Below are 23,504 nucleotides of genomic sequence, written 5' to 3' on the forward strand. Positions count from 1 at the left end.
GTGTAGAAACTCGGAATGGACGACTTGAGGTAGCGACCGATCGTGGTTGCGACGGATGCCGACCCGTTCTATCGCGTGGACCGTCGAACCGGAAGGCAACGCGCGATGCCCGTGATCTACAAGATTTGCCCGCGCGCCCTTTGGCGCGAGGCGCAGGAAGCAGGGCGGTTCGCAGGTGCGCCGGTCGACGTCACTGACGGGTTCATCCATTTCTCCACCGCCGACCAGGTGGCGGAAACGGCTGCCCGGCACTTCGCGGGTGTCTCCGATCTCCTCCTGATCGGCATCGAAGCCGAGGCGCTGGGCGAGGCCCTGCGCTACGAGCCCTCCCGCGGCGGCGCGCTGTTCCCCCATCTCTACGGCGATCTGCCCCTCGACGCCGTCTTATCCGTGACCGTGCTTCCGATCGGGCCGGACGGCCAGCACGTATTTCCCGCCGATCTTATCTCGTCCGCCAGCCCCGCAACCGGAGCATCGGTATGATCGGCGCTCTCTTTCCCCTCGCCAAGCCGATCCTGCACGGTCTCGACGCCGAGACAGCGCACACCCTCACCTTGCGCGGGCTGGGGCTTCTGCCTTCGCGAAAGCCCACCCCGGACGATTCGAGGCTCGCGGTCACCGCCTTCGGCCGCCGGTTCCCCAATCCGGTCGGCCTCGCGGCGGGGTTCGACAAGGGCGCGCAGGTGCCCGATGCCCTGCTCGGCCTGGGCTTCGGCTTCGTGGAGGTCGGCGGCGTGGTGCCGAAGCCGCAGGGCGGTAACCCGCGCCCGCGCGTGTTCCGCCTGAGCGCCGACGGTGCCGTCATCAACCGCTTCGGTCTCAACAGCGAAGGGCTCGACGTCGTGCGTGGCCGCCTCGCGGCCAGAGGCGGCCGGACCGGTCTGGTGGGTATCAACATCGGGGCCAACAAGGATTCAACCGATAGGATCGCCGACTACGTGGCCTGCACCACGGCGCTGGCACCCCATGTCGCCTTCGTCACGGTCAACGTCTCCTCGCCGAACACCCCCGGACTGCGCGACCTCCAGGGCGAAGCCTTCCTCGACGATCTGCTGGGACGCGTGGTGGAGGCCCGCGACAAGGCCTCGCCCGAGACCGCGATCCTGCTCAAGATCGCCCCCGACATCTCGCTCGAAGCCCTCGACTCCATCGTCGCCACAGCCTTGCGCCGCAAGGTGCAGGGCCTCGTCGTCTCCAACACCACCATCGCGCGGCCGACCAGTCTCACCGAAGCCTCCCTGGCGACGGAGACCGGAGGCCTCTCGGGCCGCCCGCTTTTCGAACCGGCGACCCGCCTTCTGGCTGAGGCCTACCTGCGTGTCGGCGGTACCATCCCGCTCGTCGGTGTGGGCGGAATCGACTCCGCCGAGGCGGCCTGGACCAAGATCCGCGCCGGAGCGAGCCTCCTGCAGCTCTACTCGGCCCTGGTCTATGCCGGCCCCGGCCTCGTGGGCACGATCAAATCCGGCCTGCTGCGCAAGCTCGCCACGGAGGGCGCCAGCGACATGTCCACCATCGTCGGCCGCGACGCTGCGGCTCTGGCCACGCTCGGCCTCGACGCCACGTAGGCAAAGGGCGCCGAGGGACGCGGCGAGACGTGCTCCCGCGTTGCGATGGAAGCCTGGGCAAGGCCAATTTTCGGACCATGCCGGCAGGTCCGATCCCGGCGCCATTTGCATGCGGCTCCTGCGCTGGGATCAGGGGTAAGTTTAGAACTCCGTAAGACTGCTCGTTTTCGTGCCATGCCACGTCCATAGGCGCATGACTGGCCCGCGTTTGCCCCTGATTGAGTGACCCTTGTGCGGTGCGATATCGCTGGTGGAATTGACGGTGGCCCCGCCCTGCGACGGCACTGTCCCATCCATACTTTGCCGAACCAGGATCGTTCATGGATCACCCGGTCGCGTCCCCCAAGCGTTCCTCCGCCGCCGGCGGTTGGGGCGCGCTGAAGAGCTGCGGCAAGCACCTGCTGAGCAGCCGCGCCCCGCTCTCCGGGGCCCGCGCCATGCTCAAGGCCAACCAGCCTGACGGGTTCGATTGTCCCGGCTGCGCCTGGGGTGACCCGGCGCATGGTTCGTCGTTCGAGTTCTGCGAGAACGGCGTGAAGGCCGTCTCCTGGGAGGCGACGGACAAGCGCACGCCGCCGAAGTTCTTCGCCAAGCACACCGTGTCGGAGCTGCGTGGCTGGACCGACTACGCGCTGGAAGGCGAGGGCCGCCTGACGCACCCCATGCGCTACGATGCAGGCAGCGACCGCTATCTGCCCGTCAGCTGGGACGACGCCTTCGCCGAGATCGGCGCCACGCTGCGCGGCCTCGACAGCCCGGACCGTGCCGAGTTCTACACCTCCGGTCGCGCCTCCAACGAGGCGGCTTACATCTACCAGCTGTTCGCCCGGCTCTACGGCACCAACAACTTCCCCGACTGTTCCAACATGTGCCACGAGGCCAGCGGCATCGCCCTCCAGGCGGCCATCGGCATCGGCAAGGGCACCGTGCTGCTCGAAGACTTCGAGAAGGCAGACGCGATCTTCGTGGTCGGCCAGAATCCCGGCACCAACCATCCCCGCATGCTCGGCGACCTGCGCAAGGCGGCGACCCGCGGCGCCCGCGTTGTGGTGTTCAACCCCGTGCGCGAGCGCGGGCTGGAACGCTTCGCCGACCCGCAGAACACGGTGGAGATGCTGCGCGGTGCCAGTGCCCCGGTGGCGAGCCACTATTACCAGCCGCGTCCGGGCGGCGACATGGCGGCGTTCCGCGGCATCGCAAAGGCGGTCTTCGCGGCGGACGACGCGGCTCGCGCCGCCGGCCGTCCATCCGTTCTGGATCGCGCCTTCCTCAGCCACCATGCCGAGGGCCACGAGGCCTATCGCGCCGTCGTGGAGGCGACGAGCTGGGAGGCGATCGAGGATCAGTCCGGCCTGTCCCGCGCCGACATCGAGGTGGCTGCCGACGTCTATCTCGGCGCCGACAAGGTGATCTGCACCTGGGCCATGGGTGTCACCCAGCACAAGCACTCGGTGGCCACCATCCGCGAGATGACGAACGTCATGCTCCTGCGCGGCAATATCGGCCGTCCCGGTGCCGGCCTCTGCCCAGTGCGCGGACATTCCAACGTGCAGGGCGACCGTACGGTGGGCATCAACGAGAAGCCGCCTGCCGCGCTGCTCGACGCCCTCGAGCGCGAGATCGGTTTCGTCGCCCCGCGCAAACACGGTCACAACGTCATCGGCGCCATTGGCGCCATGCTCGACGGTTCGTCGAAGGCATTCATCGGGCTCGGCGGCAACTTCGCCCGCGCCACGCCGGATACGGCGCTGGTGGCCAAGGCGCTCGCCTCCTGCGAACTCACCGTCCACATCGCAACGAAGCTCAACCACTCGCATCTCGTGCCCGGCCGCGTCGCTTACCTGCTGCCCTGTATCGGCCGCACCGAGATCGACCGGAATTCGAAGGGCAAGATCCAGATCGTCACGGTCGAGGATTCCATGAGCATGGTCCACGGCTCGGGCGGCATCAACAAGCCCGCCTCGCCGGAGCTGCGCTCCGAGATCGCCATCATCGCCGGCATGGCGGCGGCCACCGTCGGCTCGGACAAGGTCGATTGGGCGGCCCTCGCCGACGATTACGATGGCATCCGTGCGCTGATCGAGCGGACCATTCCGGGGTTCACCGGTTACAACGCCCGCGTCCGCCGTCCGCGCGGCTTCATGCTGCGCAATCTCGCCGCCGAGCGCAACTTCGAGACGGTGAACGGAAAAGCGAACTTCTCCGCCGATGCCCTGCCGGAGGCGACCGAGCATCAGCAGGCGAGGGCGATGGGCGACACCTTCGTGCTCCAGACCTTCCGCAGCCACGATCAGTACAACACCACCGTCTACGGCCTCGACGACCGCTATCGCGGGGTCTACGGCGAGCGTCAGGTGTTGTTCGCCCATCCCGACGACCTGGCCGAGATCCGTGCTGTCGCGGGTGACCGGGTGGACATCGTCGGCACCCACGACGACGGCGTGGTGCGGGTGGCCGAAGGCTTCCGCCTCGTGCCCTTCGACATGCCGCGCGGCAGTCTCGCGGGCTACTACCCGGAGCTCAACGTCCTCGTTCCCCTGTCGTCCTTCGGCAAGGAGAGCGACACGCCGACCTCGAAATCGGTGATGGTCTCGATCCGCCGCCCGGCGGTCGCCGCGTGAGCGAGCCGCCCGCCGACGCCGAGACCTTCCTCGCCGTCACGGATTCCATCGCAGACCTCCAGCCCGGCCTCTCCACCCTGGAGGCCGGGTTGCTGGCGGGCCTGCACCTGAAGCTCGCCGCCGATAGCCGCAGCTTCGCGCGGGTGTTCGGAGTCGAGCATGCCCTCGTCCTGCGTGCCGTGGAGACCCTGTCGGGGGAAGCGGAACTTCTGGCGATCACCGAGCGGAACCAGCGCACCCAGCGGACCCGCTACGAGGCGACGCCGGCGGGGCTCGCCATCCTGGACCACCTGCACGGCTGATCCCGCATTCAGCTTCCGTAGCTCTGGATCAGCGAGCCCGCGACCAGGGTCCAGCCGTCCACCAGCACGAAGAAGATCAGCTTGAACGGCAGGGCCACCGTCGCCGGCGGCACCATCATCATGCCCACCGCCATCAGGATCGAGGCGACGACGAGGTCGATGATGAGGAAGGGGATGAAGAGGAGGAAGCCGATCTCGAAGGCCCGCCTGAGTTCCGATATCATGAAGGCCGGCGTGACGATCTCGAGGCCGATGGCTTCCGGCCCGGCAGGGGCGGGGGCCTTCGCCATGTCGAGAAACAGCTTTAGGTCCTTCTCGCGCACGTTGCGCAGCATGAAGGTCTTGAACGGGGCCGAGGCCCGCTCGAACGCCACGCTCTGCGTGATCTGCCCGGCGATCAGCGGTTCGATGCCGGTCCGGTAAGCCTCCCGCGCCGTGGGCGCCATGACGAAGGCAGTGAGGAACAGGGCGAGGCTGGTAATCACGGCATTCGGGGGCGCGCTCTGCGTGCCGAGGGCCGAGCGCAGGATCGACAGGACCACCACGATCCGCGTGAACGAAGTCGCCATCACCAGCACGGACGGCGCCAGCGCGAGGACGGTGATGAGGGCGACGAGCTGGAGCGCCCGCTCCGTCACCCCGCCTTGGCCGAGATCGACCGAGAGGCTCTGAGCCATGGCCGCACCGATGCCGGCGGCCAGGAAACCGCTCGCCGCCAGGACGAGGCGGGCGGTGCGGATCGGGACGGTGACGGATCGGAGGGAGGGTGTCATGGCGGCGGCAACCTGCGTCGAGCCGTGCGCGGGCGCAAGCGATGATGTCCCGCAGATGCCGTCCACAGGCGCGCGCATGTCACCGCAAAACCACGCGGGGGCTTTGCGCTCGTTCCCTCCGATGGCTACGTTCCGGCCGAGCCAGCGGCGCACGACTTCGAAGGACGACCATGACGAGCACCACCATCCGGGACATCGGACCGTTCGCTGAGCCTGTATGGGACACGCCGTTCGGCCTGCCGCCATTCGACAGGATCCGGCCGGAGCATTTCCTGCCCGCCTTCGAGACGGCGCTCGACACGCACGATGCCGAGATCGCGGCCATCGCCGAGGCGTCGGAGCCCGCGACCTTCGCCAACACGGTGGAGGCGATGGAGCGGGCGGGCCTCGATCTCGACCGCGTCGCCTCCGTCTTCTTCAACCTGAGCGGCAGCAACACCAGCCCGGACCTCCAGGCCGTCGAGCGGGCGATCACGCCGCGTCTCGCCCGCCACGGCAGCGCCATCTACCTCAATCCCCGGCTCTGGGCGCGCATCGCCGCCGTCGACGCGGATGCGGAGACGCTCGGCTCGGAAGAGCGGCGCGTCCTCGACCGCTACCGCACACGCTTTCGCCGCGCCGGTGCCGATCTCGCTCCCGAGGCGAAGACGCGGATGGCCGAGATCGCCGGGCGGATGGCCGAGCTCGGGACGACGTTCAGCCAGAACCTGCTGGCCGATGAGAGCGCCTTCATCCTCCCCCTCGAGGGTGAGGCGGACCTCGCCGGCCTGCCCGAATTCCTGAGGGCGGCTGCCGCCAGCGCGGCCAAGGACCGGGGCGGCGAGCACGGTCACGTCATCACCCTGTCGCGCTCGCTGATCGAGCCGTTCCTGGTCTTCTCCACCCGGCGTGACCTGCGCGAGAAGGCCTACGAGGCCTGGACCCGCCGTGGCGAGAGCGGGGGCGGCACCGACAACAAGGGGATCATCGCCGAGATCGTCGCCCTCCGCGCCGAGCGGGCACGGCTTCTGGGCTTCGACAGCTTCGCTCATTTCAAGCTCTCCGACACCATGGCCGGCTCGCCGGACGCGGCGATGGAACTCCTGCGCAACGTCTGGACGCCGGCCCATGCCCGTGCGGGCGCGGAACGCGACCGGCTCCAGGCGCTGGCGACGGCGGAAGGGGCCGACTTCGCCATCCGCGCCCACGATTGGCGCCACTATGCGGAGAAGCTCCGGCGGTCCGAGCACGATCTCGACGAGGGCGAGATCAAGCCCTACCTGCCGCTGGACGGCGTCATCGCGGCCTCCTTCGACACGGCCTCGCGCCTGTTCCACCTGCGCTTCGAGGAACTCACCGACTTCCCCCGCTACCATCCCGACGTGCGGGCCTGGACGGTGCGCAATGCCGACGGATCGGAGGTCGGGATCTTCCTCGGCGATTACTTCGCCCGGTCGTCGAAGCGCAGCGGCGCCTGGATGAGTGCCTTTCGCTCGCAGGAGCGGCTCAACGGCCCGATCACGCCGATCATCGTCAACGTGATGAACTTCGCCAAGGCGCCGGCGGGCGAGACGCCGCTTCTGTCCTTCGACGACGCGCGCACCCTGTTTCACGAGTTCGGCCATGCCCTGCACGGCCTCCTCTCCGACGTGACCTACCCGCTTCTCGCGGGCACGGCGGTGGCGGGCGATTTCGTCGAACTGCCCTCGCAGCTCTACGAGCACTGGCTCGAACAGCCGGAAGTGCTGCGCGCCCATGCACGCCATTACCGCACCGGCGAGCCGATGCCGGAAGACCTGCTCAAGCGCATGCTCGCGGCGCGGGCCTTCAACCAGGGCTTCGCCACCATCGAGTACACCGCCTCGGCGATCGTCGACATGACGCTGCATCTGTCGAGCGGCGGCGAGGACGGGCTCGACGTCCTGGCCTTCGAGGCCGACGCCCTGCAGCGCATCGGCATGCCGGCGGAGATCTCCATGCGGCACCGCTCGCCGCATTTCGCGCATATCTTCTCCGGCGATAGCTATGCGGCCGGCTATTACAGCTACCTCTGGTCCGAGGTGCTGGATGCCGATGCGTTCGACGCGTTCCGCGAGGCCGGCGACATCTTCCACCCCGAGACGGCGGCGCGCCTGCGCAAGTTCGTCTACGGGGCCGGAAACCTGCGCGACCCCGGCGAGGCCTACACCGCCTTCCGCGGCCGCCTGCCGAGCATCGATCCGCTGCTGCGCCAGCGCGGCCTGGCGGCGGCCTGATTCAGGAGAGGTAGTTCGTCAGCGTCAGCTTCGAGAGCATCGAGGTCACCTGGTAGCTCGCCTGAAGCTGGTTCTGGAGCGCCAGGAGCTTCGCTGTCACTTCCTCGAGGGAGACCGTATCGACGCCGTCGAGACTGTCCTGAAGGGTGGCCCTGGCGGCGCGGTTGTCGGCCTTCGTCTCCGTCATGGTCTTGGCCGCGAGGCCGAGATCGCTGGCGATGGCCTGTAATCCCTCGCGCCCGTTGGTGGAGGTGAGAACCGAGCGTGAGCGTTCCGCGACGGCGAGGTAGCGTGCCGCCTCCGACGTTCCGGTCTGCGTGGTGGTGAAACTCTGCACCGCGACCTGCGCGATCCCGGCGAGGACCGCGCGGATCGGCTCCTCGTTGGCCTGGGCTCCGATGCCGATCTTTCGGTCCGAGCCGATCTGCACCGATGCCGTCGCCCGTGAATCGGTGGAGGTATCGTCGCCGGTGTACCAGATGACGGTCGTGGCGCTGGCTCCTTCCGCGTAGCCGTTCCCGTCCGCCGATACGCGGCGCGGCGCAAGACCCTCGGTCTTCGACCCGGCGAAGAAATCCTGGGTGGCGCGCGACGCCGAACTCGCCGAGAGGGTCGTCCCCGCCGTCTCCTTCAGCGCGTTCGACAGGGCGGTTGAGATGTTGGCGGCGACGTCACCGGTCAGCGAGAACTCGGTGGTGGACTTCGCATCCGCATTCGCCTTCGCGGTCAGCGTGATCGTCTGCGTGGTGCCGTCACGAAGCGCGAGCTTGAAGGTCAGCGTGTCCCCCGCCGCCGGAGGGGTCTTTACGTTGAGCTCCACCGAGGCCGGCGTGCCGGCGCCGAAATTCGCGGCGAGCCCAAGGGAGGCCTTGCCCTGGATGCTGGCAACGGGTTGGTTCTCGAATCTCTTCGTGAGGGCGGCAGCGGTCTGGGCGGCCGTACCGAGCGGGATCGTGTTGGTGGAATCCGCCGGAGGATTGGCGGTGACGATCAGGTCGGTGAAACTCTGGGTTCCGTCGGGCTGGTTGATCGCCACGCGGATGCGGTCGCCTTCCGCCGGCGCATTGGCCACGGAGAAGGTGACGTCCGGGTTCGTGCGCGCCGTCATCGGCCCCGCCGTGATGGCCGCCGGGTTCGAACTCGCCGCAGAGACGAGGCTGAAGCCGAAATTCGCACGCGCCTCCGTGCCTCCGACGCCGGTACCCTCTTCGCTGACCGTCACGGTGGAGCCCGACACGCTCGTGGCGATGCGGCCATTGCCGTTCGGGCCGAGATCGGCGGCGATCTGTTCGCTCACCACGGTCTTGAGGCCGTCGAGGTTGCGGCTGGGCACGCCGTTGAGGATCGCATCCGACGAGGCGACGGGCGGGGCGTCCGAATCGCGACCGCCGAAGATGTAATTGCCGGCGACGTCCTGGTTCAAGGCGTCCACGGCGGCGTCCAGGCTGTTCCTGGCTACCTGCACGGCATTCGAACCGGACGCGATCGACCCGCTATTCAACGAACCCTGGACGATGCCGCTGAGGTTGGAGAGCTGTGTCACCGCCGAACTGGCGACCGTCACCCGCGTGGTGTTCGCGTTGATCGCGGCATCGTAGCCATCGAGCGCGCTGAGCGAGGCGTGGGCAGAGAGGCTGGTGGTTCGCGCAGAACCGATGCCGCCATACGTCTCCGCATTGCGTCCGGTGCTGAGCTGGGTCGTCAACGCATCGAGGCGCGCCTTCTGGCTGACCAGATTCGCTGTGTTGCGATCCTGAAAATAGGTGCCTGCCGTGAAGGCGCTGATCGTCATCGTGACCTCGGCGAAAGGGTCTTCACGGGTATGACCGTTGGAAGACGCCGGACAAGTGACCCGAACCGTGGAGCCCACGTTTCGGAAGAACGAAATGCGGAAAGAAGACCTGGAGCAACCTCACGGACAGGAAGTCCGTGAGGAATCTCTAGATCCGGAGAAGCGTGTCCAGCATGTCGCGCGCGGCCGTGAGGACGCGGGCATTGGCGGTATAAGCCGTCTGCAACCCGACGAGCTTCGACATCTCCTCGTCGATCTTGACGCCGGATGTGCCCGCGAACCGACTCTGCGCCGTCGCCAGAGCGATGCTCTGCCCTTCGTCGAGAAACTGTGCGGTCGCGGTGGCGGCGCCCTGGGCGTCGATGATCTTCTGGGTGAAGTCCTGAACCGAGGTCGTGAAGGGGGCGCTGATGCCGCCGATTCCGCTCGCCGCCGAGAAGGTCCGGTTGGCGGTCGTGAGGGCGTTGTGGAGGTATTGCGGTCGCGATACGTCGTTGGCCGGAGTGGATGACGACATCTTCACCAGCGATTCGGTCTTCGCCGCCACCGCGGGGTTCACGGCGATGCGTTGAGCAAAGCCCGTCAGCTGCGAGCCGCCATCGAACGAGCCGGTGAAGAGACGGGCCTGGCCGCCGCCATCGACGAAGAGCGGGATCTGCGGCTTGCCGTTCGTCACGTCGTCGGCTGTTTTCGACTGGGTGACGCTGGCGCTGATCCCTTGGATCGTCGTGGCCCCGTTCGCCGGGGTCAGGATTCTGACCGCGCCTTCCTTGCCGACAGTGCCGTTGGACGTCACGGTGAATGACGAGCCGAGGGCAGCGGCGATCGAGGCGCCGAGCTTGGCCGGGTCGCTCTCCAGCGTGAACGGCACGATGGTCGCCAGCGGGTCGGCGACATCGGTCCGGTTCACGGCGGCGGGCGGATTCAGTTTGGACGGAACCAGGATCAGGTTGCGCTGGGCGCCCTTGTCATCCTTGAGGCTGACCGTGATGGCGTTGCCGGCGCTGAGGCCGGTCAGGTCGATGTCAAAACCCGCTCCGGTCGTCGTGGAGGCGGGCGTGCCCACCGCCGACGTATCGGACAGCGACCGCGACAGGCCCGCCGCGAGATCGTCGAGCTGGCGCTGGGCCTGGGGCAGAACCGTGTCGCGCAGCTCGATTCCGGCGGCCAGCGAGCCTGAGCGGATCGCGTTCGAGGCCACCAGATCGATCGTTCCGCCGCCCGGCGTGGTCGCCGTGATGGTTCCGACGCCGCGCTGGGCCGGGTCCGCGGAGTAGCTGTCCTCGGGGCCGAGCGTGCCGCGGCCGCCGAAGCTCAAACTCGCCGCGCTGGCCCGGTCCACCAGGGTCATGCCGGAATTGGTCATGACCGTGACGGTCCCGTCGCGCTGCACCGAGGCCTGCACGTCGAGATAGCCGGAGAGGGAATTGAGGGCCTGGTCGCGCTGGTCGAGCAGGGCGACCTTGGACCCATCGTCGCTGGTGGCCGCGATCTTGACGTTGAGTTGGGCGATGGACGAGAGCAGGCCGCTCGCCGCCGACGTATCGTTGGAGAGCTGGCTCTCGGTCGCGGTGCGCAGGGATTGGACCCCCTCCGCGATGCTTCCGATCTTCGTCGCGAGGTTCGATGCCGCCGCGACCACGGCGGAGCGGGCGGGCGCGGAGTCCGGGGCAGCGCCGAGGGTCTGGAGCGCCAGGGTGAAGCTGTTCATCACTCCGTCGAGGGCGCTCGTCGTGCCGGGCGTGCCGTAGAGCTTGTCGAGCTGGGTCCGGACGTCCGCCATCATGCTTGTATAGGACGCGCCGGACGTCTCGAGCCGCAGCTGCTTCACCGAATTCTCGTCGAAGACCCGGTTGATGGTGCCGATGGCGACGCCGGAATTGCCGGGCCCCTGCGCCACGGTGTCGAGCGAGCGCTTGACATAGCCGGTGGTGCCGACATTCGCGATGTTCTGCGAGACGATGCCGATGGCGGCCTGAGTGGTCTTCAGGCCGGCCGCGGCCGTGTTCAGGGCTGAGAACGACACGCTTGCCCTCCTTCTACGTCACCGGAAACCTCGGACCTCAGCGGATGATATTGATCAACGAGGACATCATGTCTTGCGCGGTCGAGATGACCTTCGTGTTCGCAGAATAGGCCTGTTGGGTTACGATCATCTTAGAAAATTCGCTCGCAATGTCCGTATTCGACTGCTCGATGTTCTGGCCTTCGATCGTGGTGCCGTTGAGGCCCGTGAGCGGGACTCCGGAATCAAGCGTCTGACGATAATTGCCTGACGAGTCCGCCTTCAGTCCATCGGGGTTGGCAAACTGAACGACGTTGATCCTCGCAAGAGCAATGGTGTTGCCGTTCGTATAGCTGCCGACGACTTCACCACTCTCGCTGACCGAGATACCTTTCAGGGTGCCGGAGGTGAAACCGTCTTGCCTGAAGTAGTTGGGAGTTATCGTGTTCCCATTGGTCGTGGTTAAACCGCCCGCTCCGTAGCTCATTGTGATATTTCCGAGGGCAACGTTATTGACGGTAATATTAGGGATGGAGATTGAGTTCGTCGCCGGACTCGTAAGTTTTCCAGTTGTATCGAATTGAAAGGCGGTGCCGGCATTCGTCCATTGCGAGCTGGTCTGTCCTGCAGTGCTACTATTAGCATAGTAGAGGTTCCAAACTGCTGGCTTAGCAGCCGTCTCGCCTACCTGAGCCGTCGCATCCTGTACTTTTGCCCATCTTGTGTTGACCGTAACTGGCTGCCCGCTCGACGAGTACAGCTGCAGTATCGGGCCCTCAAGGCTGCCGTTTATTAACGTGCTCGCATCACCGGCTGCAACCGTCCCGGTCTGACCGGTGCCATCCAGAATGATGGGCGTCTTCGAGTCAGCGCTGAAGACTGCGCCGGTGAGCTTTGCTGCGGGCGTTTGCGGAAGGGATGTCGAGTACTCAATGGTAGACGTTGGTTTGCCCAGCACCGGCAATGTCGAAATCTGGATCGGGCCTTCACCAGTGGCAAGTCCCGTAGCGGGGTCGAGGCTGGTCCCGGTCAGGTAAGCGCCCCCGCCATTGCGGAGATAGCCTTCGTTATCCTGCTTAAAGTCGCCGCGACGCGTGTAGAGGTTGCCGGGCGTGAACGCTGTCTGTCCGTTGATGCTACCAGCCCCTGCCTGCACGGCGAAGAAGCCCGGCCCGTTCAAGGCGATGTTGGTCGGAATCTCGGTGGCGATGATGTTGCCCTGGACCGAGTTGGTCAGGACGGAATTCGCCCTGACGCTGCCGGAGACCTGGCGGCTGGGTGCCTGCTCGGCGACGAGGTCGACGAAGCTGGTATCGACCCGCTTGAAGCCCGTGGTCTGCGAGTTGGCGATGTTGCCGGAGATGTTCTCAAGGGAGAAGCCCTGGGCCTTCATGCCCGAGACCGCTGTCTGCAACGCGGTAAACACATCCATGACCGGCAACCTTTGTTGAAAATGATGTGGACCGAGATCGGTTCATGCCATCATCCGCAAGCGGGATGCCAAATCTAAATCATTGAAAATACAAGATTAGTTCTTTAGATGGCCGGCAAGAACCGACATTTGCCTGGAATGCCCCGGCAGCTTTTGCCGGTTTCGTGATAGAGTGCCGGCGTCGTTTACCCAGCGTTATGTCCAGGTCGGTTATCGTCGGGCCGTTGGCGCAGCGGAGAGGGATCATGAAGAGCAAGCGGACGACCCTCGTCCATCTCATCTATTTCTCGCGCCTCAATCTCGCCGCCGATGCGGCGGGCCGGACTCGCCAACTCGGCGAGATCACGCGGCAGGCGCAGAAGAAGAACGAATTCTCCGTCATCACGAGCTTCCTGCTGGTGGAGCAGAATTTCGCCGCCCAGATCATCGAAGGCGAGCGCACCTCCGTGAACGACACGTTCGGACGGATCAGCAACGATACCCGGCATCGCGACGTGCAGATCGTCGAGTGGCGCGAGATCGTGAAGCGGGAATTCGTCAATTCGTTCGTGACCGTCATCCGCAACCCGGCGAACGACGCGATCTTCCAGAAGGCCGGCCTGCTGCCGATGTTTCAGCGCGGCACTCCGAAAGGCGGGGTGATCCATTCCCTCGCCGTTGCCCTGCAGGCCGAATCGCTGGCCAAACAGGGCATCGACCATCTCTTCGTCTGATGCTTCGTCCCAGTCTTCCTGATGTCGGATATCCGACTTTGAGCTTCGAAAGCCCATGAGTGAGACCCCACCGATCCTGATCGTCGACGATCAGGAGAAACTGCTGAAGCTGGTCATCCTGTTGATGACGCGGATCGGTTTCCCCGATGTCGACGGCGTGACCAGCGGTCCCGAAGCGCTGGAGCGCTTGCGCGAGCGCAAATACGCCCTCGTGATCTCGGACCTGATGATGGAGCCGATGGACGGGCTGACGCTCCTGCGCGAAATCCGCGGCGATGACGCGCTCATGAACACGCCCTTCATCCTCACCGAAGCCTCCTTCGATTTCGAGGACATCAACCTCGCTCACCAGGCCGGGGCGGACGCCTTCATCCTGAAGCCGTTCGACATGTCGGTGCTGAAGTCGAAGCTGAAGCAGGTCATCAACCGCAAGCCACGCCGCCGCGAGGCGCCGCTCGCAGCGGAATCCGCCCTCAGTGTCGATTTCCCGATGCTCGGCAAGTTCTGAACGATTCCGGCCGTCAACCCTGCGGCGGCCCGGCTTGGGTAACCATACGACGTAGTAGTCTGGGCGGGATTCAGTCCAGCGCCCGTGCCATTGCGACAAAGCCTGAGACTGGCACTTCCTCCGCCCTGGCCGTCTCGGGAATACCCGCCGCGTCGAGTAGGCGCGCCGGGTCGGGTGTTGCCGCTTTCAGGCTTTGACGCAGCATCTTGCGGCGCTGGCCGAATGCCGCCCGCGTCACCCGTTCGAGTGCCGATACAGAACAGGGCAGGGGGGTAAGCCTCGGCCGCAGGTGGACGACGCTCGATGTCACCTTGGGTGGCGGCACGAAGGCCGAGGGCGCCACGTCGAACAGGATGTTCGCCTCGGTGCGCCAGCCGCACAGGACGCCCAAGCGCCCGTAATTCGCGCGGTCGGATTCGTCCGCGACGATCCGCTCAGCCACTTCGCGCTGAAACATAAGCGTGAGCGAGTCCCACCAGGGCGGCCAGGCCGCTTCGGTGAGCCACCCCGTCAGCAGGGGAGTTCCGACATTGTAGGGAAGGTTGGCGACGATCCGTACCGGCCCGTTACCCACGAGGTGGCGCGGATCGAATTTCAGCGCGTCGGCATCGACCACGTTCAGGCGGCCCGGATAATGCGCGGCGATCTCGGCCAGCGCCGGCAGGGCGCGGGGATCGCGCTCGATGGCGACCACGCGGGCGGCGCCGGCAGAGAGGAGGGCGCGGGTCAGGCCGCCGGGGCCCGGCCCCACCTCAACCACCGTGACCCCTTCCAGCGGGCCGGCGGCGCGGGCGATCCGCCCGGTGAGGTTGAGGTCGAACAGGAAGTTTTGACCCAGCGCCTTCTTCGGCGCGAGATCGTGCTTCAGCACGACCTCGCGCAGGGGGGGGAGTCCGTCCTCGCTCACGCGTGTTGCCCCGCAAGTCTGGCGGCGAGCCGCAGGGCGCCCATCAGACTGTCCGGCCGCGCCACGCCCTTGCCCGCGATGTCGAAGGCGGTGCCGTGATCGGGCGAGGTCCGGATGAAGGGCAGACCCAGCGTGACGTTGACGCCATCGTCGAAGGCGATGGTCTTGATCGGGATCAGAGCTTGGTCGTGGGTCGGCGTCAGCGCAACGTCGTATGCAGCCCGGGCGCGGGGATGGAACAGCGTATCCGCCGGAAGCGGTCCTCTGATGTCGATCCCTTCGTCCTGGAGCTGCGCCACGGCGGGTTCCAGAACGTCGCGGTCTTCCGTCCCCATCGTGCCGGCCTCACCCGCATGGGGGTTCAGCCCCGACAGGACGAGGCGGGGATGGGGGATGCCGAAGCGTTCCGTCAGGTCCCGCGCCACGATGCGTGCCGTCCGGACCACGAGGTCCTGCGTCAACAGATCGGGTACGCGGCGCAGGGCGACATGGATCGTCACCGGCACCACCGCCAGCGTCTCGCTCCACAGCATCATCACGGGGAGCGGCGCGGCCTTGCCGGGCTCTGCCGCCAGGGCAGCCAGGAACTCCGTATGGCCAGGATAGGCGAAGCCGACGCTGGTCAGGACATATTTCGCGATCGGATTGGTGACGAGGGCGATCGCCTCGCCTGAGCGAACCAGACCGACCGCCGTCATGATCGATTCGAGGGTCGCGCCGGCATCCGCCGCACTCGGCCGTCCCGCCACGGCGCCGACACGCGTGCCGCTCGGCAGGGGCATGACCGGTAGCGCACGCGGAAAGACCTCGACTGCAAGATCGGGTCCGACCTCCGCCACCGGCACCTGAAAGCCGAGGCTGCTCGCCCGCGCCTCGATGAAATCGGGATCGCCGATGAGGAAGAACGGTGGAAGCCCGGCCCCTTCGTCCCGGGACAGCCAGGCCATGAGGGCGATCTCCGGCCCGATACCGGCGGGATCGCCCATCGTAAGCGCAATGGGTCTGTGCACCGTCATGGCCTGCTGTCGTCGCCGGAAGAAGGCGAGGCCGGGTTCTCGTGCGATCTCACCGGGTCGCCGCGATGCCGTCGGCCGTGCTCGCGATGTTGACGTTCTGGCGCAGGTCGACTTCGCCGAGGGTCTTCAACTCGACGCGCAGCAGCACCGTGCGGTTGCGCTCCGTGACGCCGAGGGCCGCGGCCGTCGGAGAGACGATGTAGTTAAGCGAGAAGGTGGTGCACTCGTCCTGATAACCGCCGCCAATGCTCAATCCGGCGAGGTTGGCGCGGCCGGGATTGGTATAGACCGGCGCCGCGCCCACGGGATTGGCGAGATAGGAGGTGTAGGCGTTGGCGAAATTATCGCGCACGTCGAGATAGTGCGTGAGATCGACGAGGGCCGAGCCGGTGACGAACCAGTTCGGGGTGATGTGGTAGGTCGCCGAGGCGGTCAGGCCCTCTCTGCGGTTGTTGAAACCGAGCAGGGGCTGGGCGGCGTAGTAGGAATAGAACATCGACAGGTCGATGGGCGCGAAGGGGTTGAGGCGCGCGATGACGCCCGTCTCCAGGCGGTTGACGGTGAAGTCCCGCTGCTCGAACCGCGCACGGGTGACGAAGCTGATGTTCTGGTTGGGCGAGAGCTGGAAGCGCCCAACATAATCGGATTCCCGGCGCTCCAGGCCGGAATCGAGGCCGACGTTGGCGAGATCGCCCCGACGGAACGAGTTGACCCCTGCGACCTGGATGGATTCGCCGAACATCACGTTCGCGTACCAGCCCGACGGCGTCACCACCGAGTATTGCGCGCCGAGATTGGTGCGGACACCGCCTTCGACACGGTCGTAGCCGGAGAACTTGTCCCACTCGAACAGCGACGTGTCGTCAAAGACGAGGCTCTGCGCGTCCTCGTTGGGCAGGCGGCCGATATGCGTTTCGCTCGGACGGATCACGACCTGCGCGATGGGTTCGAGGGTGTGGACGCCCAGCGGCCCGAAATTGCTCACGAAGGGATAGCGGTAATCGAGACCCACCGCCGGCATCACCCTCCCGGAAAAATCCGAATCCGTGGTGCTGATCGTCTGCGCGAGGGCGTTCTGATAGCCGGAATTGCGCGGATCGACGAAGAAAGCGTCCGTGCGCAGATAGGCGAAGGGAGTGAAGACCTGGCCGGCATCGTCGATGAAGGTCCGGCGCCATGACAGCTGCGCGGATGCGCGGGTGTTGCTCCCCGACAGGCCGCGGATGATGCAGGTGCTGCGCGTGAAGGTGGTGCAGGTCTCGTAGAGCGAGTAGGTCGTCCCGTTGACCGTGGGATTGAAGTAGTAGGAGCCCGTGCGCGGAATCGCCTGGAAATCGGTGGCTTCACGGTCGAGATGGGTGATGTTGGCCTCGAAACGCACTTCGCCGCCGAGGAAGCCCGGACCGTTGATGCGCTTGTCGTAATCGATCACCGGCGCGACGACCGGCTGCTCCTTCTGCCAATCGTAGCTCGACAGACCCTTGAAATAGTAGGCGCGCGCCTCGAACCAGGAGCGGTCGCCCTGGCCGATCAGGTAGGCCGTCGAGACCGCCTCACGGAAGTAATCCGTGGTGATGCTCGAATTGCGGACGCGGTAATTGTCGAGGAACCACTTGTCGGTGACGCCGACCACGTCCCAGCCCGTGCGCCACCGGTCGTTGATGTAGAACTGGCCCGTGGTCTCGATCGAACCACGGAAGTCGCGGTCTCCCGCGCCGAGCGGGCCGGGGAGGAAGGCGCTGGGCGTCGTCTGGAAGATGCCGCTGGCGCGGATGGTGTAAGTTCCGGTGTCGAGCCGGTGACGCAGCTCACCCTGGCCGAGGATACCCTGCTCGCTCAGAAAGGACGGCGTCAGGGTGATGTCGAAATTCGGCGCGACGTTGATGAAGAACGGCGTCGAGATGCCACTGCCGAGGGCGGTGGAGGTGATGAAGCGCGGCGTGAGGAAGCCGGTCTTGCGCTTCACCGTCGGGTCCGGCGCCTCGAAATAGGGAAGGTAACCGACGGGGATACCGGCGATCTCGAGGGTCGATTCCTCGAATCCGATCGTGTGGGTCTCGTTGTTGTGGATGATCTTGGCGGCGCGCACCTGCCACAGGGGCGGCGTCTCCGGATTGTTCTTGCACGGCTCGCAGGCAGTGTAGGTGCCGGATTCGAAGGTCGTCTGTTCGCCGTCCACCCGCTCGCCGCGCGGCGCGGAGAAGCGCGTGCGGACCGGCTGGCCCCGCATTTCCACGGTCTGCTGAATGCGCAGGGCATCGACGAATCCGTTCCGGAAATCGTCCGTCAGTTCCATCGTGTCGCCGGTCACGACGGCGCCGGTCTCGTCGGTGAGGCGGACGTTGCCCTCGGCGAAGACGCGACTGCTGGCCCTGTCATAACGCACGCGGTCGGCCTGCAGGGTGCGCGGGCCGTAATGCAGCTCGGCATTGCCGCGCGCCGTGACGGTGTTGTTATCGTTGTCGTAGATCAGCTCGGCGGCCTCGACGAGGAGCCGCTCGGCCGGCTTGCCCGTGGGGGCAGGAGCGGGCTGCGCGGCAGCCTTGGGTGCCGCAGCGGATTTGGGCGCCGCAGCCTTGCGGGCCTGGCCTCTGTCACTCTGGCCGGCAGCCTGCGCGCTCGCACCATCGGAGCCGAGCGTGAGCGCGGCGCCGGAGACGAACGCCAGCAACCCGGCGAGCTTCGCGATGTCGGAGACTGTACGCAACCCGTGTCCCAACCTCTGCCTCGGCCTCGTTTCGCGTCCCGTCACCGACAACGGCATCAGCCGTCCTCCTGATAGAGAAGCGTGAGCGTACCGAGAAGACTCCCTACCACGGCCGGGAACCATGCCGCCACCGGGGGCGACACGATGCCTGATGCGCCGAGGCCTTCCATGACCTGCCGCGCGACGTAGAGGACAAACCCCGCCGCCACACCGCCAAGCACAAGCTTGCCCACTCCACCAAAGCGGAAGAACCTTAAGGAAACGCTGGCTGCCACGAGCACCATGGCAACGAAGAGAACGGGCCTCGCCATGAGGACATCATACTGGAGTCGGTAGCGCGTCGCATCCAACCCTGCCCTCTCCGTGCGTGCGATGGTCTCGTTCAGTTGCCAGAAAGGCACAGATTCCGGAGGAGTGAAGCGCTGCTTCACCTGTCCGGCGTCGAGGTTCGAGGCGAGAATGTAGGTGTCGTAACTCTCGGGAGGCTGGCCCTTGGCGAGGAGCCGCGCGTCCTGAAGGGTCCAGTAGCCGTCATGCAGCGTCGCGCGCGCAGCCTCGATCTGCGACACGAAGACCCCGGCCTCGTCGAACGTATAGACCGACACGCCGGCCAGGGTGGTCGTACCGTCGATCGCCGTCCCGGCGCGCAGGATCGCCTGTCCGTCGAGGCTGTTCTGGCGGATCCACAAATCCTTGCCGGAATTCGCCTTCGTTGATTTCGCGAAGATCCTGGCCTCGATCTCGCTGGAGCGCTGCTTCATCGCGGCGGAGAGCGGGTTGTAGATGCCCACCGTGAAGGCTCCGATGGCCAGCGCCACCAGGATGCCGGGCTGGAGGAACTGCCAGGCCGAGATGCCCGCGGCCCGCGCCACCACGAGTTCGAGCTTGCGCGACAGCTGGAGCAGCGCCGCCATGGAGCCGAACAGGATCGCGAAGGGCAGCACGCCCTCGGCCACCGCCGGGGTGCGATAGAGCGAGAGCTGCGCCATCAAACTTGTGGACGCGCCCTCCGTGTCGCCCGCCCGGCGCAGCAATTCGACGAAATCCAGCGTGTAGACCAGGGCGAAGACGGTGATGAACACGCCGAGCACCGTGCGCAGGAAGCGCAGGGCGAAGTAGCGTCCGAGGGTGAAGCCGATCATCATGGCGGCGGCCTCACCGGTCGCCGAGGCGCGGTCGACGCATCACGGCGCGGCCGAGATTCGAGAGGGTCCTGGAGACGCGCGCGTTCCAGTCCCGCACCGCGGCACCGTTGAAGACGATTAGGCAGGAAATCGCCAGCGCCAGGGCGGGGGCGGCGTAGATCGCGACGACGGCCCCCTGGCTTCGCACCGCAGCGCTGCTGGCCGCGAAGCCCGCGATGCGCAGGACGATGACGGCGACGACGGCGCCCGCCATGGCGAGGCCTCGCCCCTGGCGCGTGGTGCGCGGGTCGCCGAGTGCCGCGAAAGCGATGAGGGTCAGAGCGAGCGGGTAGAGCCAGGCCGAGAGCCGGTCATGCACCTCGGCGCGGAAGCGGCCCTTCTGCGTCTGGTAATAGGTCTCGGTCGTATCGGGGAAGAGAAGCTGCGCCGTCGACCGTTCGCGCGGCTTGTAGACGGTCTCGCCGTCCGGGGGGGTGAAGGCCGCGAGGTCCACCGTGTAGCGCTCGAAGGTGATGATCGAGGAATCCCGAGAATCCTTCTGCTGCCGGTGGATGCTGCCCTTCTCAAGGGCGAGGTAGCTCTGGCCCTCGTAATCCACAGCTTGACCCTGCTCGGCGAGATAGACCACCGTCTTTCCGGCCTCGCGCTTGTCCTGGATGAAGATGCCCTGCAGCGTTCCACCCGGGCCGCGCTCGCGGAAATGGAAGGTGATGCCGCTGTCGAGCTCGGTGAACTGGCCCTCCTTCACCACGTTCGCGATGAAGTCGCCGCGCACGCGGGTCAGCACGTCGCGCAGTTCCTGGAACGATGACGGCATCACCTGGATGGTGAGGAAGGCGACGCCGGCGCTCACGATGAGCCCCAGGGTGAGGAACGGGCGAAGGATGCGCCGCGGCTGCATGCCGGCCGCCGACATGACGATGAGCTCGGAATCGCCGTTCAGCCGGTTCAGGGCATAGACCACGGCGATGAACAGGGCCACGGGCGCGATCACGGTGATCAGCGTCGGCACCGACAATCCGGTGATCAGGAAGAAGACGATGAGGGTCTGGCCCTTGGCCGTGATCAGGTCGAGTTCGCGCAGGGCCTGCGTCACCCAGATCGTACCCGTGAGGCCGATCAGGCAAGCGAGGAAGGCCCCGGCCGCGATCCTGAATATGTAGCGCTCGATCTGCGTCATCGGATCTCGTGGCGGGCCTTACGCGCGGCTTGCGTGGGACGCGTCCCACGGGCCTTCCTCATGCCCCCCGGCATCGTACCCGTCCACCGATGTCGATCGCCTTGGGGCACGTCAAATCAGGCGCTTTCGCGGCGGTCGCATCGCGTTGCGTTCTTCGCATCAACGGGTACACAGGGAGCGTCGCGGCGCCATGTGTCGGGCCGCACGGACCAATTCAGACCTTCGGAAAGCGTGACTTATGGCGGACGGTATCACGATCGCATTCGGGCCGCTCGGCCCGGTCGGCCACGGCGACATCGTTCTCTTCGTCGGCGATGATCTGGCGCTTTCGCCCACGGTCGCGCAGGCCCTGGGCCGCGGCGCGGCCGACCTGGTGGCGCGCGCCGCCGCGAGCGAGCGGTTCAAGGGCAAGTCGCTGACGTCCCTGGCACTCCCGGCCCCCGCCGGGATCGATGCCGACCGGCTCCTCGTCATCGGCCTCGGTTCGGAGAAGGACCGCACTAAGATCGATTGGCCAGCGCTGGGCGGCTATGCCGCGAGCAAGGTCAGCGGCCGCCAGGCCCATGTCGCCCTCGATTGGCCCGGCTCCTCGGTGAGCCCTGCGAACGCCGCCGATTTCGCTCTCGGTGCGCGTCTGCGCGCCTACAGCTTCGACCGCTACAAGACGAAGAAGAAGCCGGAGGGCGAGGAGGCCCGCGTCACCGCGCTCACTCTCATGGTCGCCGATCCCTCGGCGGCGGAGGCGGCTTCCAAGGTCTCGGAGGCCGTGGCCGGCGGCGTCCTCCTGGCGCGTGAACTCATCAACGAGCCGCCGAACGTGCTCTTCCCCGAGGAGTTCGCGCGGCGCGCCGAGGAACTGACCAAGCTCGGCGTCGAGGTCGAGGTTCTCGGTCCCGGCAAGCTCGAGGCCCTCGGCATGGGAGCGCTCCTCGCCGTCGCTCAGGGCTCCACGCGTGAGGCCCGCGTGGTCGTCATGCGCTGGAACGGCGGCGACGATGCCTCTGAGGCGCCGATCGCCTTCATCGGCAAGGGCGTCTGCTTCGATTCGGGTGGTATCTCGATCAAGTCCGCCGGCGGCATGGAAGACATGAAGGGCGATATGGGCGGCGCCGCCTGCGTCGTGGGCACGATGTTCGCGCTCGCCTCGCGCAAGGCGAAGGTCAACGCCATCGGTGCCATCGGCATCGTCGAGAACATGCCGGACGGCAACGCCATGCGCCCGGCCGACATCGTCACCTCCATGTCCGGCCAGACCATCGAGATCATCAACACCGACGCCGAGGGGCGCCTCGTTCTCGCCGACGTGATCTGGCACGTGCAGAGTGCCTACAAGCCGAAATTCATGATCGATCTGGCGACCCTCACCGGGGCGATCATCGTCGCCCTCGGCCAGGACATCGCCGGCATGTTCTCCAACGACGATGCGCTCGCCGCCAAGATCGCCGCCGCCAGCGAGGCCACCGGCGAGGCGGTGTGGCGGATGCCGCTCATCCCGGCCTACGACAAGGCCATCGATTCGAAGTTCGCCGACATGAAGAACACCGGCGGGCGCCATGGCGGCGCGGCCACCGCCGCGTCCTTCATCAAGCGCTATGTCAACGACGTGCCGTGGGCACATCTCGACATCGCCGGCGTCGCGATGTCGTCGAGCCCCAGCGAGATCAACCGGAGCTGGGGCGCCGGCTGGGGCGTGCGTCTCCTCGACCGGCTCGTGCGCGACAATTACGAGGCGTGATGGCATCCGGCAGCGCGTCCGCGGTGCTTGTCCCGGCCGCCGCCTCTCCTCCCGCAGCCGCGGCACTTTCTGTCGTGGCTGCGGCGCTTCCGATCATGGCTGCGGTGCTCGCCGTCTGCGCCGCAGCCCTGACCGGGCTGAGCCAGGCCTCGGCGCTGCCGCCCGAAATCGCCGCCCGGTTCTACGGGTTCTTCCTGCTGCAATACCCGCTCTTCACATTCGCGCTGATCTACGCTCTCGCGCGGATCGTCGCGATGGCGGCGACGAGCACGGCGTCGCTCTCCAGGCGCATCGCCGGGGCCTTGGCGGGGGCCGCGCTGCTCCTCGCCCTCGGCCTTTATCCGACCTTCGGCGGTCTCGTTCTCCGGGCGGGCTTCGCCACCGGCGGCATGACCTTCCTCACCTACCAGCCCATGAACGCCGCCTATGCCATCGGCGCCGCGGCGTCGGCTTTCGTCTTCGGGTCGGCCTTGGCCGTCAGCCGGATCCTTATCGGCGGTGGTGCGTCCGCCCCGTCTTTGGGCCGCCGCCTTGCGACCGGTCTCTTCCGATGCGGGACGGGCTTTCTCGCCTTGTGGTTCGCCTTCGCGGTGATCGGGCAGGCCCATCCAGCCGGTTTCGGCCCCTGGCCCCGCCGCGCAATGTCGGCCGGCGAGGCAGGGATGGGGGTGTCCCTCGTTCTCGCCGCGTTCCTGCCCCATGCCATCCTGGTCTGGCTGGCGCTTCGTGACAGATCACGGCGAACGAAACCGGATACCCTCTCCATCGCGGCTTGATCGGATGGGCAGGACACCGAAAAGATAGTTTACATGTGAACGAAGGCGGCACCAAGCCGCCCCGCGCATCAAAGGGAGGATCGAGATGAT

The 23,504-nt window shown here is 66.5% G+C and carries 18 protein-coding genes; 9 read left to right on the top strand and 9 right to left on the bottom strand.

Going from position 1 to position 23,504, the window contains the following annotated elements; translation table 11 throughout:
* Window positions 1-105 precede the first annotated feature (105 nt).
* From ASF26_RS18470 to ASF26_RS18485, 4 genes are all read left to right on the top strand, one after another.
* Window positions 106-483, top strand: coding sequence for a DUF952 domain-containing protein (locus ASF26_RS18470; RefSeq protein WP_056257389.1), 378 nt, complete (start codon window positions 106-108; stop codon window positions 481-483).
* Complete coding sequence (locus ASF26_RS18475) at window positions 480-1,568, top strand: quinone-dependent dihydroorotate dehydrogenase (RefSeq protein ID WP_056257393.1); 1,089 nt, start codon at window positions 480-482, stop codon at window positions 1,566-1,568. The genes ASF26_RS18470 and ASF26_RS18475 overlap by 4 nt, the downstream gene beginning before the upstream one ends.
* Before the next feature lie 320 nt (window positions 1,569-1,888).
* Window positions 1,889-4,189, top strand: coding sequence for an FdhF/YdeP family oxidoreductase (locus ASF26_RS18480; protein ID WP_056257396.1), 2,301 nt, complete (start codon window positions 1,889-1,891; stop codon window positions 4,187-4,189).
* Window positions 4,186-4,491, top strand: a complete 306-nt coding sequence (locus ASF26_RS18485) for a hypothetical protein (protein ID WP_018044876.1) — start codon at window positions 4,186-4,188, stop codon at window positions 4,489-4,491. The genes ASF26_RS18480 and ASF26_RS18485 overlap by 4 nt, the downstream gene beginning before the upstream one ends.
* Window positions 4,492-4,499: 8 nt before the next feature.
* Here the strand turns inward: ASF26_RS18485 and fliP are convergent, their stop codons facing one another.
* Entirely contained in the window at window positions 4,500-5,264 is a 765-nt protein-coding gene (gene fliP, locus ASF26_RS18490) for a flagellar type III secretion system pore protein FliP (protein WP_056148808.1), read from the bottom strand.
* 170 nt (window positions 5,265-5,434) lie between these two features.
* On the opposite strand from fliP, the gene ASF26_RS18495 reads away from it, so the two are divergent.
* Complete coding sequence (locus tag ASF26_RS18495) at window positions 5,435-7,498, top strand: M3 family metallopeptidase (protein WP_056257399.1); 2,064 nt, start codon at window positions 5,435-5,437, stop codon at window positions 7,496-7,498.
* Between the two features lies 1 nt (window position 7,499).
* Here the strand turns inward: ASF26_RS18495 and ASF26_RS18500 are convergent, their stop codons facing one another.
* The 3 genes from ASF26_RS18500 to ASF26_RS18510 form a co-directional block, all read right to left on the bottom strand.
* Entirely contained in the window at window positions 7,500-9,290 is a 1,791-nt protein-coding gene (locus ASF26_RS18500) for a hypothetical protein (protein ID WP_056257401.1), read from the bottom strand.
* A gap of 148 nt (window positions 9,291-9,438) precedes the next feature.
* Window positions 9,439-11,316, bottom strand: coding sequence for a flagellar hook-associated protein FlgK (flgK, locus tag ASF26_RS18505; protein ID WP_056257404.1), 1,878 nt, complete (start codon window positions 11,314-11,316; stop codon window positions 9,439-9,441).
* A gap of 37 nt (window positions 11,317-11,353) precedes the next feature.
* A complete protein-coding gene (locus tag ASF26_RS18510; RefSeq protein WP_056257588.1) occupies window positions 11,354-12,727 on the bottom strand; it encodes a flagellar hook-basal body complex protein in 1,374 nt (457 codons plus the stop codon).
* A gap of 245 nt (window positions 12,728-12,972) precedes the next feature.
* On the opposite strand from ASF26_RS18510, the gene ASF26_RS18515 reads away from it, so the two are divergent.
* Complete coding sequence (locus ASF26_RS18515) at window positions 12,973-13,440, top strand: BLUF domain-containing protein (protein ID WP_018044868.1); 468 nt, start codon at window positions 12,973-12,975, stop codon at window positions 13,438-13,440.
* 55 nt (window positions 13,441-13,495) lie between these two features.
* Window positions 13,496-13,948 (top strand): response regulator, encoded by a 453-nt coding sequence (locus ASF26_RS18520; RefSeq protein WP_018044867.1) that lies wholly within the window; start codon window positions 13,496-13,498, stop codon window positions 13,946-13,948.
* A 70-nt stretch (window positions 13,949-14,018) separates the two neighbouring features.
* Here ASF26_RS18520 and rsmA read toward each other — a convergent pair whose 3' ends face one another.
* Genes rsmA through lptF form a run of 5 tightly spaced genes read right to left on the bottom strand, consistent with a single transcriptional unit; the run spans window position 14,019 to window position 20,903 of the window.
* Window positions 14,019-14,855, bottom strand: a complete 837-nt coding sequence (gene rsmA / locus ASF26_RS18525) for a 16S rRNA (adenine(1518)-N(6)/adenine(1519)-N(6))-dimethyltransferase RsmA (RefSeq protein WP_056257408.1) — start codon at window positions 14,853-14,855, stop codon at window positions 14,019-14,021.
* Complete coding sequence (gene pdxA, locus ASF26_RS18530) at window positions 14,852-15,871, bottom strand: 4-hydroxythreonine-4-phosphate dehydrogenase PdxA (RefSeq protein ID WP_056257412.1); 1,020 nt, start codon at window positions 15,869-15,871, stop codon at window positions 14,852-14,854. The genes rsmA and pdxA overlap by 4 nt, the downstream gene beginning before the upstream one ends.
* A gap of 49 nt (window positions 15,872-15,920) precedes the next feature.
* A complete protein-coding gene (locus tag ASF26_RS18535) occupies window positions 15,921-18,578 on the bottom strand; it encodes an LPS-assembly protein LptD (protein ID WP_056257417.1) in 2,658 nt (885 codons plus the stop codon).
* A 56-nt stretch (window positions 18,579-18,634) separates the two neighbouring features.
* The gene (lptG, locus tag ASF26_RS18540; RefSeq protein WP_056257422.1) at window positions 18,635-19,723 is read right to left on the bottom strand and encodes an LPS export ABC transporter permease LptG; all 1,089 of its coding nucleotides are present in this window, start codon (window positions 19,721-19,723) and stop codon (window positions 18,635-18,637) included.
* A gap of 10 nt (window positions 19,724-19,733) precedes the next feature.
* Entirely contained in the window at window positions 19,734-20,903 is a 1,170-nt protein-coding gene (gene lptF / locus ASF26_RS18545; protein WP_056257428.1) for an LPS export ABC transporter permease LptF, read from the bottom strand.
* Between the two features lie 238 nt (window positions 20,904-21,141).
* Here lptF and ASF26_RS18550 point away from each other — a divergent pair, with 238 nt between their 5' ends.
* Window positions 21,142-22,638 (top strand): leucyl aminopeptidase, encoded by a 1,497-nt coding sequence (locus ASF26_RS18550; RefSeq protein ID WP_056257432.1) that lies wholly within the window; start codon window positions 21,142-21,144, stop codon window positions 22,636-22,638.
* Between the two features lie 95 nt (window positions 22,639-22,733).
* A complete protein-coding gene (locus ASF26_RS18555) occupies window positions 22,734-23,414 on the top strand; it encodes a hypothetical protein (protein WP_244475987.1) in 681 nt (226 codons plus the stop codon).
* The last annotated feature ends 90 nt before the right edge of the window (window positions 23,415-23,504 follow it).

It is taken from the genome of Methylobacterium sp. Leaf93 (assembly GCF_001422345.1).
Taxonomy (GTDB): domain Bacteria; phylum Pseudomonadota; class Alphaproteobacteria; order Rhizobiales; family Beijerinckiaceae; genus Methylobacterium; species Methylobacterium bullatum.